We start from the raw sequence: 19,125 nt of genomic DNA, 5'->3' as shown, positions 1-19,125 counted from the left end.
TTAAGAATAATTATTTGGGAAATAACAATGGCGCTTAGCTGTAAAACAATTGTAACGTCATTTGCGTTACTAGCAATGACTGGCTGTACAATCATCCCCGGTAGCCATTTTGAAGGAATCGAATCGGGCGAACAAATAGATAATCTTGAGAAGGAGCTCGATAAAGTTAATATCCAAATCATCGACTCTTCTCTAATTAACCAACAAAAGCAAAGTAAAACGAAACCAGCATTACCATCAAGCCTTGATGGCATCGACACCTCTGATTACCAGTACAAATTAGGTGTTGGCGATGTAATCACGATCGGCGTATGGGATCATCCTGAATTAACAATTCCTGCTGCAGTACAACGTACTGCTGAGTTCGACGGCTTCCGTGTACAAGCCGACGGCACCATTACCTTTGCCTACGCTCCAGATATTCAAGCAGCTGGTAAAACAGTACAACAAGTTCATAAAGAGCTTGTTAAGCGCTTAAGCCGCGTAATCGAAGACCCTCAAGTAGATATTAAAATTGTTGGCTTTAGAAGCCAAAAAGCCTATGTAACAGGTGAGGTTAACAACCCAGGGGTACTCCCTGTAACCGAAGTACCGCTTACTCTAATTGATGCACTAAACCAAGCAGGCGGTTTAACAGATGCCGCTGATTGGCGCACCGTAACCTTTACCCGTGGCGATAAAACAGAAGTGATCCAGTTAGATGACTTTTATGCACATGGCGATATCTCGCAAAACCGCCTATTAAAACATGGGGATATTGTGCATGTTAATCGTAACGACATGCAAAAGGTATTTGTGTTAGGCGATGTAAAACGCGCTGGTACAGTGGGCGTTAATCGTTATGGTTTAAATTTAGCGCAAGCTTTAAGTGATGCAGGTGGTTTAAACGAAAATACAGCAGATGCAAATGGCGTATTTGTATTACGTAAACGCAACTTAGAAACCGACGGCATTATTGCTGATGTTTACCAACTACATGCAAAGAATGTTGCAGCCTTAGTGCTTGCAGAGCAGTTTGAGTTGCAACCGCACGATATTGTGTATGTAACTTCAGCACCATTAGCACGTTGGAATCGTGTAATTAGCTTATTATTACCATCAGTTAGTTCAGTTAATGCAATTGATGATGTAACAGGGTCAAACTAGAGGTTAAGTAGTATGTTTGATTCTGTATTGGTTGTGTGTGCCGGCAACATTTGCCGAAGCCCAACCGCTGAATATGTATTAAAAAGTAAACTACAAGGTAAAAATGTTAGTGTGTCTTCAGCAGGTTTAACGGCCCTTGAAGGCAAACATGCAGATGCACAAGCACAGCAAATTGCAACGCAACATGGTATTGATATGAGCGAGCATCAGGGTAGGCAAATAACCTCAGCCCTTGTTGCACAGCACAGCGTTATTTTAGTGATGGAACAACGTCATATAAATGACTTGTGCGCTCGATACCCGCAAGCGCGTGGTAAAACATTTTTGCTAGGTAAATGGGTTGGTGATAAAGAAATACCCGACCCATACCGTCAAAGCCAAGAGGCTTTTGAGCACGTTTACGCATTAATCGATAGCGCATGTAGCGCTTGGCAAAAGTATTTATAAGGAAAGGGTAGTAGATGAATGCTCAGCCCACTGCATTAGCAGCAAGTAAAAATCAAAGTAAAAGTCAAGAATCGCAATCGCAAGAAATAGACTTACTCGCATTACTAGGCGCATTACTCGACCGTAAATGGTTCATCGTATTAGTGACAACTGTATTTGCCATTATTGGTGTGGCTGTTGCGGTGTTAAGTACACCAATATATAAAGCAACAGCACTTGTACAAGTTGAAGAAAGCAGCCCGTCTGTACCTGGTCTTGATGATATGGCGGGTATGTTCGAAAGTAGCAGTGAAGCGGTAACCGAAATCGAGCTGTTAAAATCGCGATCGGTGATTGGTGAAGCGGTCGACACCTTAAAGCTAAATATTATTGCTGAGCCTAAGTTATTCCCAATTATTGGTGGTAAGGTTTATCGCAGCTTTGTCGCTGAATCTAAAGGTGACATAGCTGATCCATTTTTAGGCTTGAGTAGTTATGCTTGGGGTGGCGAGACTATTAATGTATTTAGGTTTAATGTACCTAAAGCGTTTGAAGGCGAAGAGTTTGAATTAGTAATTGGCGAAAATAAAACTTACGAGCTTTTTAACCCGGACGGTGACTCTGTATTAAAAGGCGTTTTAGGCAAAGAGCAAACTTCTGGTTATTACGAGTTAACAATTCGAGACTTAAATGCACGCCCGGGTACTGAGTTTACTCTCATTAAAAAGAATCGCTATAGAACAATTATCGAATTACAAGAAGAGATAGGTGCCAGCGAAAAAGGTAAAGACTCAGGCATTATAGCGATGGGTTATGAGCATAAAAACGCAGCGCACGCAGCAAAGGTGCTTGATAAAGTAGCTGATATATACGTACGCCGTAATGTAGAGCGTAATAGTGCAGAAGCTAAAAAATCATTAGATTTTTTAGAAGTACAATTACCAGAAGTTAAAAGGCAGCTTGAACAGTCTGAGCAACGTTTTAACGACTACCAAAAACAACGTAACTCGGTAAACATTAGCCTTGAAACACAAGGTGTGCTTGAGCAAATTGTAGAGCTAGAAACAACTTTACAAGAGCTTGAACTTAAACGCTTAGAGTTAAGCCGTAAGTTTAAGCGTGAGCACCCTGCCTACCAAGGCGTTTTAAAGCAAATTGAATCTGTAAAATCAGAAAAAGACGAACTCACATCTAAAGTGGGTAACCTACCAGAAACACAGCAAGAGCTATTACGCTTAACCCGCGACGTAGAAGTAGGTAACGAAATTTACATGCTTTTACTAAGCAAAACACAAGAGCTTGATATTGTACGTGCTGGTACGGTAGGTAATGTTCGCGTGGTCGATGCTGCAGCGGTAGATACAACAGAGCCTGTTAAGCCTAAAAAAGCGCTCGTCGCGGTTGTTGCAACAATGCTTGGTGGCTTTTTAGCGGTTGCTATAGTGCTAATTCAAAAAGCAATGCACCGCGGCGTTGAAGATCCAACTGAGATCGAAAGCATTGGCTTACCTGTTTATGCATCGGTACCTTATTCAGATTTCCAAGATAAGCTAACGGGTTTTAATCGTGCACGCAAAGTTAAAGATAAGCCTAAGTCAATACTTGCAGTAGATAACCCAGCTGACTTATCTATTGAAGCGCTACGCAGCCTTCGTACAAGCTTACATTTTGCAATGATGGAGGCCAAAAATAACATTATTGCAATATCTGGCCCAAGCCCAGGTGTGGGTAAGTCGTTTATCTCGGTAAACCTGGCAACCGTACTTGCACAAAGCGGTAAAAAGGTACTGATTATCGATGCCGATATGCGCAAAGGTTATTTACAAACTCAGTTCGGTATGAAATGGGACGATGGTTTAAGTGATTTATTATCGGGCCGTTTAAATCTTGAACAAGTGACTAAAAAGTCACAAGTTGAAGGGCTAGATGTAATCACCCGTGGCCAAATACCACCAAACCCATCAGAACTATTAATGCATAGCAACTTTAGTAAAATGGTTGCAGAGGTAAGTGGCAAGTACGACATTATTATTGTTGATACACCACCTATTTTAGCGGTAACAGACCCTGCAATTGTAAGCGCTCATGCAGGTAGTACGTTATTAGTAACGCGTTTTGGCCAAAACCATTTACGTGAAATTGAACTTACTCGTAACCGCTTTGAACAAAACGGCATAGACGTAAAAGGTGTAGTATTTAATGGTGTAGTACGTAAGGCAAGCAATGCGTACGGCTATTACGGCTATTACAACTACGAATATAAATCTGATAAGTAATTAAAGATGTTCTAGGTTCTGATTGACTTAATTGTCACCACGCAAGCGTGTTGAAGAACCTAGAACCTAGAACCTAGAACCTAGAACCTAGAACCTAGAACCTAGACCCTAGACCCTAGACCCTAGACCCTAGACCCTAGACCCTAGAATTGAATAAAAAATTTTAAATAATCTCGGTGATTGAAGCCCAAATTCTGAAATCAAAGCACCGATATCCGAAAACAGACATCTGATATCTAAAACTGATATCTGAAACTTGATATCTAACCTCTGATATCTAACCTCTGATATCTTACATCTGATATTTACCGTCTAACCTCTGATATCTAACTTCTGACTTCTCCTACGGCTTCTTTCTTTCGAAACCTAGCATACTTTCATGGAGTAAAAATGGAAATCTCCCAAGCCCGCATGACTCACCTAAAGCAACTAGAAGCTGAATCTATTCACATTATTCGTGAAGTTGCTGCCGAATTCGATAACCCAGTAATGCTTTACTCTGTCGGTAAAGACTCAGCAGTAATGCTGCACTTAACAATGAAAGCGTTTTACCCTGCTAAACCACCGTTCCCTTTAATGCATGTTGATACCACATGGAAATTTAAAGAAATGATCGAGTTTCGCGACAAAATGGCAGAAAAATTAGGTTTTGATTTGTTGGTGCATATTAACCAAGAAGGTGTAGATGCCGGCGTAGGCCCATTTACCCATGGTAGTGCAAAGCATACCGACATCATGAAAACTCAGGGCTTAAAACAAGCATTAGACAAATACCAGTTTGATGCTGCGTTTGGTGGTGCACGCCGCGACGAAGAAAAATCACGCGCTAAAGAGCGTGTTTATTCATTCCGCGATAAAAACCACCGTTGGGACCCTAAAAGCCAGCGCCCAGAGTTATGGAATACCTTTAACGGCAAGGTAAACAAAGGCGAAAGTATTCGTGTATTCCCACTAAGTAACTGGACAGAGCTAGATATTTGGCAATACATCTACCTAGAAAATATCGACATTGTACCACTTTACCTTGCGGCAGAGCGCCCGGTAGTTGAGCGTGACGGTACATTAATTATGGTTGATGACGAACGTATGCCACTTGAAGAAGGCGAAGTACCAATGAAGAAAATGGTACGCTTTAGAACCCTAGGTTGCTACCCATTAACAGGTGCGGTTGAATCTAACGCCACAACGCTCCCAGAAATCATTCAAGAAATGTTACTAACAAAAACATCAGAGCGCCAAGGCCGTGTAATCGATCACGATTCATCTGGCTCAATGGAGAAAAAGAAAATGGAAGGCTATTTCTAAGCGAAAGCGACTGAAATCTGACTTCTGATAACTAACAACTTCCATTTTCAAAGGATTTATAATGACTGAACAAATTACCCCAAACCTTCTTGAAACAGATATCGAAGGTTACTTAAAACAACACGAAAATAAAGACCTACTGCGCTTTTTAACTTGTGGTAATGTTGATGATGGTAAATCAACATTAATTGGCCGATTACTACATGACTCAAAATTAATTTTTGAAGATCACATGGCGGCTATTAAAAACGACTCAAAAAAATTCAATACCACAGACGAAGAATTCGATTTAGCGTTATTGGTCGATGGTCTTCAGTCAGAGCGTGAGCAAGGTATTACCATTGATGTAGCTTACCGTTATTTTGCAACTGAAAAGCGTAAGTTTATTATTGCTGACTGCCCAGGGCACGAGCAATACACGCGTAATATGGCAACCGGTGCATCTAACTGTGACCTTGCCATTGTGATGATTGATGCCCGTAAAGGTGTACAAACCCAAACTAAGCGTCACAGCTACATTGCATCACTACTTGGCCTTAAGCACGTTATTGTAGCCATTAATAAAATGGACTTAGTCGATTACAGCCAAGATGTGTACCGCCAAATTAAAGCTGATTACAAAGCCTTTGCTGAGCAATTAGATATTCCTGATGTGCGCTTTGTACCAATTTCGGCGCTAAAAGGCGACAATGTTGTTGATAAAGGTAACAACCTAGACTGGTACCCAGGTGCCACATTAATGCAGTTGCTCGATACAGTAACGATTAGTGATGATAAAAACTTAGATACATTCCGCTTACCTGTACAGTATGTTAACCGCCCTAATTTAGACTTCCGTGGTTTTTGCGGCACCATTGCCAGCGGCATTATTAATGTTGGCGACCAAATTACAGCATTTCCATCAGGTAAAACATCATCGGTAGAGCGCATTGTTACTGCCGATGGGGATTTACCAAGCGCCTTTGCCGGTCAAGCCATAACACTTACTTTAAAAGACGAAATTGATATTTCGCGCGGTGATGTCATTGTTAAGTCAAGCACAGACCAAAAACAACTACCAACAACTAGCTCAAACTTTGCAGCAACAATTGTCTGGATGGCCGACGCTGCTATGCAACCTGGTAAAGAGTACGAGCTGAAAATTGGTACTAAAAATACTTTTGGTAAAATTAGCAGTATTAACCATCGTATTGATGTAAATACCCTAGAACAAATTGATGCTAACGAATTACAATTAAACGAAATTGCTAATTGTACAATCGAAACATCAGCACCAGTGGTGATTGATCAATACAAACAAGTTATAGGTACTGGCTCATTCATCATTATTGACCGCTTAACCAATGTGACGGTAGGTGCGGGTATGATCACAAATACTAACGCAGAATATCTAAGCTCTAACCTTCAAACACGTATTTACACAGAAGCAGAAATTGCTTTAAATAATTACATTAGACAGCACTACCCTGAATGGAGTTGTAAGTCAATTTAGAGAATTTGTATGAGTTTTAAAATACCTGCATGGTATATACTAAGCGCATTTTACTTAATGCTTTATCAGTTAAAGCTATATGGGGATGTTTCAGTCGCTGATGTCATCCCTGTGATTGTTGTTTTTCTGAACGTTAAACTTATGAAGCGAAGGGAGATATTTGCGTTAGTTTCTATTTTTTTAATTTACCTTTTTGTTCAAATTTTTGTTGATTTATTTAATCAAGTCCTGCTTATAGATGTTTTCAAGAACATTGGTAGGGTGAGTGTTATTTTTATTTATTGTTATTGCTTCATAGTCCTACTAAATAAGAATGTAAAGGAAGCGGTTGGCTTTATATTTATAATACTTTTATCTGAGATGCTTTTTGGATTTAGCACGAGTTTTCTATCAGCTGAAAGTTTTTACTCATTTTGGAGGCATGGGGTTGGTGAAAGCATAACGTTACTATTTATTCTTTTTTCTTTTAGATACTCTAATGTTGGGTTCTTAAGTTTACTTATTATATGTGCAGTTAATTTAACTATGGATTTTAGAGGGATGGCAGCTTTATCACTTGTTGCATTAATTGTGTTATATGCAGAAAAATACAAAGAGATAAGTAAGCAAAAGAAAGAGTTCTTTATAGTAATAATAGTGTTTATATCATTGTTTAGTTCTTATAAAGCTATAGACCACTTTTTCTCCAAGGGGGAAAGCGTAGAGCTGTCACAAAGAGCTGAAACATCAAACCTTGTTCGTAAAGAAATGCTTACAGTATTGCTTGTCGAAATGGTGTCCCCTAATTTATTCGGGAATGGGTACCAAGGATTCAAAGCTAGTTTTATACCACCACAAACAGGTAATACATACTTAGATGAACAGTTATCCGAAGGTTTGCCTTCTCATGGTTATATGCTGACTAGTGTCTATGAAGTAGGTAAATTAGCGCTTCTTTGTTGGCTATTGGTATACTTTCTATCATTTAAAGCTCTTATAAGAAAAGCTACTCCTGGGTTTTTCAAAGTTTTATTAATTTATTTTGTGTATGGCAGCTTTATGTTGACTTCAATGTCATTCGATAAGTACCTTATTGCTATATCACTCGGGATTTTATTTTATTACGGTAAGAAGGTTTGTAATGCATAATATTTATGTTGTAGGAACTCCAAGGTCTGGTACTACACTTCTTCAAAATATTTTAATTAAGAATTCGAACTTAATATCCTTTACTGAATCTCACTATTATTTTGAAAGGTATTATAATCTATTGGATAGGTTTGATTTTCCTCCAGTTTTTAGTGATAAGGTATATATTCGTAGGCCTGCATCTCTTTCTAGAGGTAATTTTTCCACTTTTTATCGAGATAATGATATAAAATACAATGAAAATAATAGCTTTGAGTTTAGTTTAAATGAAGAAGCAAAGCGTCAAATGGCAAGTGGATGGGTGGAAAAAACTCCTGCACATATAAGACGTATCCCAATTATTTTAAAAAGGAATAATGATGCTAAGTTTATATTTATTTATAGAAACTTTTATGACGTAAAGAAGTCTTGGGAAAGTATACAAGCGAAGCATGATATAGATTGTAATATATTTGTAGCTAAAGGCAAGAGGTTAGAAAGGCATTGGAAAAGAGATATAAATAGGATTGAGCATTATGTAAAAAAAGATCCTAGTAAATATTGTTGTGTATCATACGAAAATATATGTCGTTTTGAAGATGATTGCCTATCACGCCTTATGAGTTGGATTGGATTGAAAAGGGAAGAATTTGAAATTCCAGTTGTCGGAGTGAAGCAATTTGAAAAATGGAAAGGAAATAATACAAAGTCTACCTTCCTTAATAGCAGCGCTACTGAAATGATGGAGCCAAGTTTGCAGAAGTTATACTCTCGCTTAGAGAAACTAGATATATTAAATTCGGATTTTCTAAAGGAAGGATGTTTTGAAAAATAAACGAATAGCTATTTTGTCTCCCGTTAACCCTTTTACATATGATTCCGGGGCACGTATTAGAATATTTGAAATATCTAAAGGGGTTACAAAGTTTTTCACGGAGCAGGGTATTGCTGTTGACTTTATTTACTTAGATGATGTTAATTGCAATAGTTATGAAAGAGCTCAAGCATTCGAACAATGTAATTTGATTAGTTTTAAATTAAATAGAAGTAGACTTTCATCGCTTTTTAGGATGGTGGTTCTTTTTAATAGTTACAGGGCGAGTAAATTTTTTTCAAGAGAGTTGAAGTGTTTTCTATCTATCAATAAGAATAAGTATGATGCATTTTATGTTAATTTTTTTGATATGTTAGGTCATTTTGATTTTAAAAAAAATACTTTCGATAATATTGTTGTTGATACTCACAATGATGATTATTTATGGTATGAATCTTTTGAGAAAAAATCACTTGTTTATAAATTATATGGTAAGTTAAATAAATTTTTATTTTTACGGGAAAATAAGGAAAGAGCTAGGAAATTAAACTTTACTATAAATGTTTCTGACAATGATACTGATTCATTGAATAATAGGCTATCTGTTAGAGGGTATACAGCCCCAAATGGAATTGTTGAAAGGTATAGTGTGCCTAAAAAGGTGGGAACAAAAGATAATATATCAATTTTGTTTTGTGCTTCCTTATCCGTAACTATGAATGTTGATGCTATAACTTGGTTTGTTAAAAATGTTCTTCCATTATTAAATGCAAAAGAACCAAAGTTCTCATTAAAAATAGTTGGTCGTAACCCATCTAACGCAGTTAAAGCTTTAGCTAATGAAGATACTGTAGAATTGTATGCAAATGTTGATTCTATAGATAATTATTATGAGCAATCAGATATAGTTGTCCTACCTTTTAAATTAGGCGGTGGTTCAAAGTTAAAGCTACTTGAAGCATTAAGCTTTCAAGTTCCAGTTGTTACCTCTAATGTCGGCCTTATTGGGTGCGAAAATTTATCGCCATTTGTTCACGCTGAAGATCTAGTTCCAGACCTATTCGCAAAGAAAATATTTGAAGTTGTTGATACTTATAAGCAAGTTGTGGAAGTCTCTGGTGATGCAAAAAGTTACATTGATGATAATTTTTCTTGGTCAAGTATTTCTGTAGAGCTTGCTAAAAAACTAAATAATGAATGGAGGTTATGTGGAAGCTAAAAGTTCTATTTTTATAATAGGAGCTCCAAGATCTGGAACGACACTCCTTGGCAAAATACTTAGTTCATCACCTAGTGTTACTTACTTTGAAGAACCAAATGTCATATGGAGATACAAAAACTGGAAAAAGCATGGCCATGAAGAGTTCAGCAAAGACGATGCAACGGATGATGTAAAGGATTTTATTAGAAAAAATTTCTCAATTAATGGTTCTGTTTTTATAGAAAAAACCCCAGCCAATGCTCTTAGATTAGACTTTATTAGAGAAATTTACCCAAATGCTAAATTTATCTTTTTATATAGAAACTCTGAAGCTGTAGTAAAAAGTATGAAAAAAAAATGGTTATATGAAGATGATAAGAATGGAGCTTCTTTAGGTGATGATATTCCTTTCAGGCAGCTAAGATTGCAAGCAACTAGATTCAAAGCTGTACCTTATGTTGACAAGCCCTTTTATTTTAAAACAGCTATTAATGAATTAATGTTTCAGTTTTTTGGTAAAAAAAGAAGTTTTTGGGGACCACAGTATAAAAACTTTAGGGAAGATGCTAAGTTGGGAGATATTGATTATATCTGCCACAAGCAATGGAACTTACTTACTTCTAAAATGATTGATTTTTCAGCGGGTTTACCTGAAGAGAGTTATTTTGAACTGACTTATGAGCATTTAGTTAAAGAACCTTCGCACTGGGTCATTAAACTTGCTAACTTTTGTGGAATAAATGATTTAACCCATTCTACCAAATTGATTTCGACCGCTAAGGTAATAACTGAATCTAGTTCTTTACTTCAAAAGCAAGATGCTGAGCTGGTTGAGCTATATGATCAAAACTGCAAGTATCTGAATGCCTTAAATGAAAAACTAACTATGAGCTCTTAAGTATGCGATTTCTTTTTTTGAGTTTAAACTACTCACCTGAATTGACAGGAATCGGTAAGTATAATGGCGAGATGGCTGAAAAACTCTATAGCATAGGAGGAGAGGTTTCAGTAATTGTTGCTCCTCCTTATTACCCTGAATGGAAAGTCAACTCACAATATAAAAGCTACTTATATAAAAACGAGTCAGTTAACGGTGTAAGTGTAACTCGCTGTCCGCTATATGTTCCTTCAAAGGTTACTACACTTAAACGGCTTTTGCATCTAAGTTCATTTGCAGTATCTTCTAGCATTGCTCTACTCATTAAGCTCATTAAGAACAGGCCTGAGGTAATTTTTTTAGTACAGCCGACTTTGTTTTGCGCCCCTACTACATTGCTATTATCAAAATTATTCGGTGTAAAAACCGTTATGCATATTCAAGATTTTGAAGTCGATGCTATGTTTGGCCTCGGCATGGTTAACGAAGGGCGGGTTGCACGCATCGTAAAGCGTACTGAGTCTTGGCTGATGAAAAAGTTTGATGTAGTCTCTAGCATTTCTCATAGTATGCTTGAAAACGCTGAGCGAAAAGGGGTCGATAAGTCTAAGTTACTTTTTTTCCCTAATTGGGCTGATACCAGCTTTGTAACACCGGAGACTGATGGTTCTGCTTTACGCAAAGAGTGGGGGTTTGCAGAAACAGACAAAATTGTACTTTATGCGGGTAATATAGGCCAAAAGCAAGGCCTAGAAATTGTGATAGAGGCCGCTAAAAACTTTGAATATGAGAAACAAGTAAAGTTCATTTTTGTTGGGGCTGGTGCTTATGTTAATACTTTAAAAGAACTTGCTAAAGCTAGTAATTTAGAGAATGTTTATTTTAAGCCACTGCAAGACTGGGAAGATGTACCTGCAATGTTGTCTATGGCGGATGTTCATTTGGTTGTACAAAAAAAGGGAGCTGCAGATGCAGTCTTACCTTCAAAACTGACCAATATATTATCAGCAGGTGGCCATGCACTGGTAACAGCTGAAGCATCTACTGAGCTTGGAAAAATTGAGCAAGCAAACCCTGGGATATATACAATAGTTGAACCTGAAAATACAAAAGACTTTATTACAGGATTAAATACTGTTCTTACACATAATACGAGTAAACCCAATGTGATTGCGCGTAATTATGCGCAAAAAAATCTAGATATCAATAATATAATTGAACGCTTTATAAGCGATATGAAAAAGTTAGTAAAAGGAAAAATATAATGACTAAGGTAGCCTTAATCACGGGTGTAACAGGACAAGATGGATCATATTTAGCGGAGTTTTTGCTAGAAAAAGGCTACGAAGTCCATGGTATTAAACGTCGTGCATCGAGCTTTAACACTGAGCGTGTAGATCACATCTATCAAGATATACACGAAGATAACCCTAAGTTCTTTTTGCACTATGGTGATTTAACTGATACATCAAATCTTACCCGTATTTTAAAAGAAGTTCAGCCAGACGAAGTTTATAACTTAGGTGCGCAAAGCCATGTTGCTGTATCGTTTGAAGCCCCTGAATATACCGCTGATGTTGATGCTATTGGCACATTACGTTTGTTAGAGGCGATTCGCTTTTTAGGTTTAGAAAAGAAAACTAAGTTTTATCAAGCATCGACTTCTGAACTTTATGGCGAAGTACAAGAGATCCCGCAAAAAGAAACAACTCCATTTCACCCACGCTCACCTTATGCTGTAGCTAAAATGTATGCTTACTGGATAGCAGTTAACTATCGTGAATCATATGGTATGTATGCATGTAACGGTATTTTATTTAACCATGAGTCACCTCGCCGTGGTGAAACATTCGTTACACGTAAGATTACCCGTGGCTTAGCTAATATTTCGCAAGGTTTAGAAAAATGCTTATACCTAGGTAATATGGATGCACTACGAGACTGGGGTCATGCTAAAGACTATGTGCGTATGCAGTGGATGATGCTTCAACAAGAAACACCTGAAGATTTTGTTATTGCAACCGGTAAGCAAATTTCTGTACGTGAGTTTGTAGCACTTTCGGCTAAAGAGCTCGGTATTACTTTAGAGTTTAGTGGTGAAGGTGTTAACGAAGTTGCCACTGTCGCTGCTATTGAAGGCGATAATGCTGAAACACTAAGTGTAGGTGATGTAATTGTTCGCGTAGATCCTCGTTACTTCCGCCCAGCTGAGGTAGAAACCCTACTTGGCGACCCAACAAAAGCTAAACAAAAGTTAGGTTGGGTACCTGAAATTACTGTAGAAGAAATGTGTGCTGAAATGGTGCAAAGTGACCTAGCTAAAGCCAAACAGCATGCAATTTTAAAGTCGCACGGTTATGACATTAGTGTTTCTGTAGAGTAACTATAGGCTCTGGTTATAGATCTATTAACCCAGCACACAGCTGGGTTTTATTATGGAAAGAACAATGCAAGCTAAAACTATTTTTGTCGCTGGCCATAACGGTATGGTTGGTAGTGCTATTGTTAGGCAATTACAAAAGCAACCAGAAGTGAATGTTATCACTCGCTCTCGCTCAGAGTTAAACCTTTTGGACCAAACCGCAGTTGCTAATTTTTTTGAATCGAATGATATTGATCAAGTGTATTTAGCTGCGGCTAAAGTCGGGGGGATTATTGCTAATAACACTTACCCGGCAGAGTTTATATATGAGAACTTGATGATTCAAAATAACATCATACATAGTGCTCATTTAGCTGGGGTAAATGACTTACTGTTTTTAGGTTCTTCATGTATTTACCCTAAATTAGCTGAGCAACCAATGCAAGAAAGTGCCTTATTAACAGGTACGTTAGAGCCAACTAATGAACCATACGCAATAGCTAAAATTGCCGGCATTAAAATGTGTGAATCATATAACCGTCAATATGGGCGAAATTATCGCTCAGTGATGCCAACAAATTTATATGGTGAAAATGATAACTTTCATCCAGAAAACTCACATGTTATACCTGCATTATTAAGACGCTTCCACGAGGCTAAATTAGCTGGTGATGACAAGGTTATTGCTTGGGGATCAGGTAAGCCTATGCGTGAATTTTTACACGTTGATGATATGGCTGCGGCTTCGATACATGTTATGAACCTTAGTGATGATGTTTATAACTCAAATACTCAAGATATGCTGAGCCATATTAATGTGGGTACAGGTGTCGATTGTACTATTCGTGAGTTAGTCGAAACTGTAGCTAAAGTAGTTGGTTTTAAAGGTGTAATTGAGTTTGATACTTCAAAACCAGATGGAGCGCCACGAAAGCTTATGGATGTTTCTAGATTAAAGTCTTTGGGATGGCATTATGAAATAAGCCTTGAAGGTGGTTTAGCGCAGACGTATGAGTGGTTTTTAGCTAACCAAGATAACTTTAGAAAATAGTATGTTTTTAGAGCAAAAAACGTTTGAAACAGTCATCGACAGTACCCCTCTGGTATCCATAGACCTTGTTGTACTTAACGAAAATAATGAAGCGTTACTTGGGCAAAGGTTAAACCGCCCAGCTGAAGGGTTTTGGTTTGTTCCAGGTGGTCGTATTTTAAAAAATGAGTCACTGGCTAATGCTTTTAAAAGGCTAACGCATAACGAGCTGGGTATTGAAGTTGAATTATCAATTGCTGAACTGCTTGGCCCTTATGACCATTTTTATGATGACTGTGTATTTAACGATGAAATAAAAACACACTATGTCGCAATTGCTTATGTTCTAAGGCTTACAAAGCAACAACTTGATGCATTACCATTAAACGAACAGCATGGCGCTTATAAATGGTTTGGTTTTGATGAATTACTTAAATCGCCTGCAGTTCATAAGCATACAAAATGGTATTTTGAAGCATTAACAAAACAAACACAGGGAATCTTATGATTTTACCAGTAATCATGGCAGGTGGCTCAGGCACCCGCTTATGGCCACTATCACGTGGCAACTACCCAAAACAGTTTTTAAAACTAAATGGCGAGCAGACGATGCTTCAAGATACGCTAAGTCGCTTAACGGGCTTAGCGCACTCACCAGCCATGTTAATTTGTAATGAAGAACATCGTTTTATTGCAGCAGAGCAAGTGCGTCAATTAGGTGCAGACCATGGCGGTATATTTTTAGAGCCAGTAGGGCGTAATACGGCACCAGCTATTGCTTTGGCTGCCTTTAAAGCCATTGAAAATGAGCAAGACCCATTATTACTTGTGCTTGCAGCAGACCATGTAATTGAAGATTCGGCAGCATTCCAAGCAAGTGTGAATAAAGCAGCCGAATTAGCAAGCCAAGGTAAACTAGTTACATTTGGCATTGTAGGTAACAGCCCTGAAACCGGTTATGGCTATATTAAACGTGGTGACGCTGTAGAGCATGGCTATGTTGTTAACAGTTTTGTTGAAAAGCCGAACTTAGATACAGCCAAGCAGTATATTGAAAGCGGTGATTACTACTGGAATAGCGGTATGTTTTTGTTTAAAGCAAGCCGCTATTTAGAAGAATTAAAAGCATTTCGCCCAGACATCTACAAAGCTTGCGAAAAAGCTATTGCAGTACAAAACAGTGATATGGACTTTATTCGTGTTGATAAAGCGGCTTTTGAGGCCTGCCCTGATGAGTCGATTGACTATGCTGTAATGGAACACACAAAAGATGCCGTTGTTGTACCAATGGATGCTGGTTGGAGCGATGTGGGTGGCTTTGCTGCTCTTTGGGAAGTGTCGTCACAAGATGAAAATGGCAATGCCTTTAAAGGTGATGTAAAAGCGGTAGATACAAAAAATACACTTGTATTTGGTGAGGACAAACTAGTCGCAACAGTCGGTGTTGAAGACTTAGTGATTGTAAACACGAAAGACGCTATTTTAGTTGCCCATAAAGATAAATCACAAGAAGTTAAAGCGATTGTAAACCAGCTAAAAGCAGAAGAACGTTCTGAAGTGACTTTCCATCGTGAAGTGTATCGCCCATGGGGTAAATATGACTCAGTCGATAACGGTGAGCGCTTTCAAGTAAAACGTATTACTGTAAAGCCTGGTGCGAAGTTATCAGTACAAATGCACCATCATCGCGCAGAGCATTGGATTGTGGTATCAGGCACGGCAAAAGTACAAATTGATGATACAGAGCAGTATGTAACAGAAAATGAGTCTGTTTATATTCCAATTACAGCGGTTCATGCTTTAGAAAACCCAGGTAAAGTTGACTTAGAATTAATCGAAGTGCAATCGGGTTCATACTTAGGTGAAGATGATATCGTGCGTTTTGAAGACCGTTATGGTCGAGTGAAATAAACGAAGAGATAGATATTAGAACTTAGATATCAGAAGTCAGATAAACGACAAAAGACATCAGCTATCAGGTGTTAGTAGTCAGACGTTATAAAAGCAGCTAGTGCAGTTTGTTTTGTGCTAGCTGTATGCTTATAGAATAGTTAATTAAATAGGTTTTTTATGGATAGCCAGTTAGTTTGCTCTGAAATCATAGCAAAGAGTGGTATTGCATTTGGTACCAGTGGTGCACGAGGTCTTGTAAAAGATTTTATCCCTGAAGTAAACGCGGCATTTGCTTTAGCCTTTATATCAGCGATTGAAAATGAATTTTCCTTCAATACAGTAGCAATTGCAATTGATAACCGCCCGAGTAGTTATGCAATTGCCCAGGCATGTGCAGAGGCGTTAAAGCAACATAAATTGAATGTTGTGTATTATGGTGTAGTACCAACGCCTGCACTTGCTTATAAAGCAATGCAAGATAATATGCCTTGTATTATGGTTACAGGTAGTCATATTCCATTTGATCGTAACGGTTTAAAATTTTATCGCCCCGATGGTGAGATCACAAAAGCAGATGAAAAGGCAATCTTAACTAGCAAAGCCATATTCACAGCGTTACCGGAACATCTAAATGAATTGCCATTAGATGTTTCTGCCTGTGAATCTTACACACAGCGTTACACCTCGCTTTTTAATGCTGATACCCTTAAAGGTAAAAAGGTCGGTATTTATGAGCACTCAAGTGCTGGGCGTGATATCTATAAGGTGCTGTTTGAGCAATTAGGTGCAGAGGTTATTAGTCTAGGGCGAAGTGATGAATTTGTACCGATCGATACCGAAGCTGTATCTGAAGACGATAAGCAAAGAGCACTGGATTGGTCTAGCAAATACAATTTTGATGCGATATTTTCAACTGACGGTGATGGTGATCGACCATTAATTGCTGATGAAAATGGCAATTGGCTACGTGGGGATATACTTGGTTTACTTTGTAGTCAGTTATTAAATATCGAAGCCCTTGCAACGCCGGTAAGTTGTAATACTGCAATTGAAAAAACAGCGAGCTTTAAAGAAGTTAAGAGAACAAAAATTGGCTCGCCATATGTTATTGCTGAATTTGCAGAGTTAGCTGAGCAATACATATCAGTAGCAGGCTTTGAAGCGAATGGTGGTTACTTACTAGGTTCAGATATAACATTCAACGGCAAGCAACTAAAAGCTCTACCAACAAGAGATGCACTACTTCCTGCATTGATTTTATTAGCTCAACCTAAGCATGTTTCTGAGCTACTAGCCAAGCTACCGCAACGATTTACTGCTAGTGATCGTATTAAAGACTTTGCAAGAGAGAAAAGTTTACAAATTATTGCTGCGTTACAGCAAAATGCGCAAAGCTTTTTGTCAAAACTAGGCTATGAAGAAAGTTACGAATTAGACTTAACTGATGGTTTACGTATTTCGCTTGTATCTGGTGATATTGTGCATCTAAGGCCATCTGGCAATGCGCCAGAGTTAAGGTGCTATGCTGAGGCTGAGTCAAGCGAAAAAGCGATAAAGCTTGTAAATAAAGCATTGGTTTTAGTGCAAACATCATAGTTATTCGAACAAGCAGCAAGATACTTGCTGCTATCTCTTTTGTTTAGTAAAAATAAACGTTGTAAAAATGGCAATAGCCAACGGTTAGATTATACTTTGAAGGCTATCATAATGAACAAGTAGTATTGTAATTATGGTAACTATAACCACCCCCTCGTAATAATAAAAATGAGAAGTAAACATAAATGCATAAAGGTATTTTGCAAAGTAATTCGACAGTAATAGCATTCGTGCAGCGGATCCTCGATATTACTATTATCGTTGGTTGTTTATGGGTAGCCGTAGCTTTACAAGAAATCCCCTGGTTACTTCAGCATACAACAGCCTCTTTACTTGCAGTCTTCTTGTTTCACTTTACAAGTGAGCTCGACAAACTTTATATCTCTTGGCGTGGTTTATCTATTTACAAGGAGCTTAAAAAGACTATATCACACTGGTTTGTCAGTGCTGCTTTGTTATTTTTAAGCGTTAATTTTTTAGCTCCGCAATACTTAAACCCCGAAGGGCTTCAGTTTTATTGGTTTATATCTGTTTTAATTTCGCTTTGTGTATATCGTGTTGTGCTGCGTTTATTCTTAAGAACACTGCGCTCACAAGGTATTAATACACGTTCGGTCGTTATTGCCGGTGCGGGCACTTTAGGACAACAGTTAGCAAACAATATTATTGCTAATTCTAGCTTTGGTTTAGTCTTCGGTGGCTATTACGATGACACCACACCAAAGCAAAAATTAGTTGCTGCGCAAACAATTGGTAATTTAGAGCAGCTAGTTGCTGATTGTAAAGAGGGGGGGGTAGACCGTGTTTATATTGTATTACCCCCGCAAGCTTATGAGCGACGTAAGTGGCTGGTTAAAGAACTAGCTGATAGCACAGCAAGTGTTTACATTGTGCCTGATGTTTTCACCTACCAATTATTGCACTCTCGCAGTGATGTCATAATGGGTATACCTACTATCAGTATTTACGATTCACCACTAGATGGTAGTAACGCAATCATCAAGCGCATTGAAGATATTGTACTTTCTACGCTTATTTTAATAATGATATCGCCGGTTTTACTGGGTTTAGCCCTTGCCGTTAAGTTTACCTCTAAAGGGCCTGTGTTCTTTAAACAGAACCGTTATGGCATTGATGGTAAACCGATAAAGGTATGGAAGTTTCGTTCAATGAATGTAATGGAAGACGGCGCTAAAGTTACCCAAGCCACAAAAAATGATTCGCGCTTTACACCAATAGGTCAGTTTATTCGCAAAACGAGCTTAGATGAATTACCGCAGTTTATTAATGTACTACAAGGTCAAATGTCGATTGTTGGCCCAAGGCCTCATGCAGTTGCTCATAACGAAGAATACCGTAAATTGGTTGATGGTTATATGTTACGCCATAAAGTTAAACCTGGTATTACAGGTTGGGCACAAATTAACGGTTGGCGCGGCGAAACCGATACATTAGATAAAATGGAAAAACGCATAGAGTTTGACCTAGAGTACATTCGTAACTGGTCTTTATTCTTTGATTTAAAAATAGTGTTTTTAACTATATTTAAAGGCTTTGTGAATAAAAATGCTTACTAATTTTAGTCGGCATTTTGCACTTA

General features: G+C 38.1%; 16 protein-coding genes. All 16 read left to right on the top strand.

Going from position 1 to position 19,125, the window contains the following annotated elements:
- Positions 1 to 27: 27 nt before the first annotated feature.
- The 16 genes from AADY36_RS14890 (at position 28) to AADY36_RS14815 (ending at position 19,102) form a co-directional block, all read left to right on the top strand.
- The gene (locus tag AADY36_RS14890; protein WP_342409158.1) at positions 28 to 1,146 is read left to right on the top strand and encodes a polysaccharide export protein; all 1,119 of its coding nucleotides are present in this window, start codon (positions 28 to 30) and stop codon (positions 1,144 to 1,146) included.
- A gap of 12 nt (positions 1,147 to 1,158) precedes the next feature.
- Positions 1,159 to 1,593 carry a low molecular weight protein-tyrosine-phosphatase gene (locus AADY36_RS14885; RefSeq protein WP_105175007.1) on the top strand — a complete coding sequence of 145 codons (435 nt, stop codon included), beginning with the start codon at positions 1,159 to 1,161 and terminating at the stop codon, positions 1,591 to 1,593.
- 14 nt (positions 1,594 to 1,607) lie between these two features.
- The gene (locus AADY36_RS14880) at positions 1,608 to 3,848 is read left to right on the top strand and encodes a polysaccharide biosynthesis tyrosine autokinase (RefSeq protein WP_342409157.1); all 2,241 of its coding nucleotides are present in this window, start codon (positions 1,608 to 1,610) and stop codon (positions 3,846 to 3,848) included.
- A 390-nt stretch (positions 3,849 to 4,238) separates the two neighbouring features.
- The gene (gene cysD, locus AADY36_RS14875) at positions 4,239 to 5,153 is read left to right on the top strand and encodes a sulfate adenylyltransferase subunit CysD (RefSeq protein ID WP_342409156.1); all 915 of its coding nucleotides are present in this window, start codon (positions 4,239 to 4,241) and stop codon (positions 5,151 to 5,153) included.
- Between the two features lie 61 nt (positions 5,154 to 5,214).
- A complete protein-coding gene (gene cysN / locus AADY36_RS14870; protein WP_342409155.1) occupies positions 5,215 to 6,645 on the top strand; it encodes a sulfate adenylyltransferase subunit CysN in 1,431 nt (476 codons plus the stop codon).
- Positions 6,646 to 6,654: 9 nt separating this feature from the next.
- The gene (locus tag AADY36_RS14865; RefSeq protein WP_342409154.1) at positions 6,655 to 7,773 is read left to right on the top strand and encodes a hypothetical protein; all 1,119 of its coding nucleotides are present in this window, start codon (positions 6,655 to 6,657) and stop codon (positions 7,771 to 7,773) included.
- Positions 7,766 to 8,587, top strand: a complete 822-nt coding sequence (locus tag AADY36_RS14860) for a sulfotransferase family protein (RefSeq protein ID WP_342409153.1) — start codon at positions 7,766 to 7,768, stop codon at positions 8,585 to 8,587. Before AADY36_RS14865 ends, AADY36_RS14860 begins: the two co-directional genes overlap by 8 nt.
- Positions 8,577 to 9,785, top strand: a complete 1,209-nt coding sequence (locus AADY36_RS14855) for a glycosyltransferase (RefSeq protein WP_342409152.1) — start codon at positions 8,577 to 8,579, stop codon at positions 9,783 to 9,785. The genes AADY36_RS14860 and AADY36_RS14855 overlap by 11 nt, the downstream gene beginning before the upstream one ends.
- On the top strand, positions 9,775 to 10,665 hold the full coding sequence (locus tag AADY36_RS14850) for a sulfotransferase family protein (protein ID WP_342409151.1): 891 nt from the start codon (positions 9,775 to 9,777) through the stop codon (positions 10,663 to 10,665). The genes AADY36_RS14855 and AADY36_RS14850 overlap by 11 nt, the downstream gene beginning before the upstream one ends.
- A gap of 2 nt (positions 10,666 to 10,667) precedes the next feature.
- Complete coding sequence (locus AADY36_RS14845) at positions 10,668 to 11,909, top strand: WcaI family glycosyltransferase (RefSeq protein ID WP_342409150.1); 1,242 nt, start codon at positions 10,668 to 10,670, stop codon at positions 11,907 to 11,909.
- Positions 11,909 to 13,027, top strand: a complete 1,119-nt coding sequence (gene gmd / locus AADY36_RS14840) for a GDP-mannose 4,6-dehydratase (protein ID WP_342409149.1) — start codon at positions 11,909 to 11,911, stop codon at positions 13,025 to 13,027. Before AADY36_RS14845 ends, gmd begins: the two co-directional genes overlap by 1 nt.
- Before the next feature lie 64 nt (positions 13,028 to 13,091).
- A complete protein-coding gene (gene fcl, locus AADY36_RS14835) occupies positions 13,092 to 14,057 on the top strand; it encodes a GDP-L-fucose synthase (RefSeq protein ID WP_342409148.1) in 966 nt (321 codons plus the stop codon).
- Position 14,058: 1 nt separating this feature from the next.
- Positions 14,059 to 14,544: a GDP-mannose mannosyl hydrolase gene (locus AADY36_RS14830; protein WP_342409147.1), complete on the top strand. Its 486-nt coding sequence runs from the start codon at positions 14,059 to 14,061 to the stop codon at positions 14,542 to 14,544.
- Positions 14,541 to 15,947: a mannose-1-phosphate guanylyltransferase/mannose-6-phosphate isomerase gene (locus tag AADY36_RS14825; RefSeq protein ID WP_342409146.1), complete on the top strand. Its 1,407-nt coding sequence runs from the start codon at positions 14,541 to 14,543 to the stop codon at positions 15,945 to 15,947. The genes AADY36_RS14830 and AADY36_RS14825 overlap by 4 nt, the downstream gene beginning before the upstream one ends.
- 159 nt (positions 15,948 to 16,106) lie before the next feature.
- Entirely contained in the window at positions 16,107 to 17,525 is a 1,419-nt protein-coding gene (locus AADY36_RS14820) for a phosphomannomutase (protein ID WP_342409145.1), read from the top strand.
- Between the two features lie 185 nt (positions 17,526 to 17,710).
- Positions 17,711 to 19,102, top strand: a complete 1,392-nt coding sequence (locus AADY36_RS14815) for an undecaprenyl-phosphate glucose phosphotransferase (RefSeq protein ID WP_342409144.1) — start codon at positions 17,711 to 17,713, stop codon at positions 19,100 to 19,102.
- Positions 19,103 to 19,125: the final 23 nt, after the last annotated feature.

Source organism: Pseudoalteromonas sp. D15MCD-2 (assembly GCF_038562745.1).
Lineage (GTDB): Bacteria > Pseudomonadota > Gammaproteobacteria > Enterobacterales > Alteromonadaceae > Pseudoalteromonas.
The sequence above is the reverse complement of the archived record's forward strand: the minus strand, read 5'-3'. Positions and strand labels throughout refer to the sequence as shown.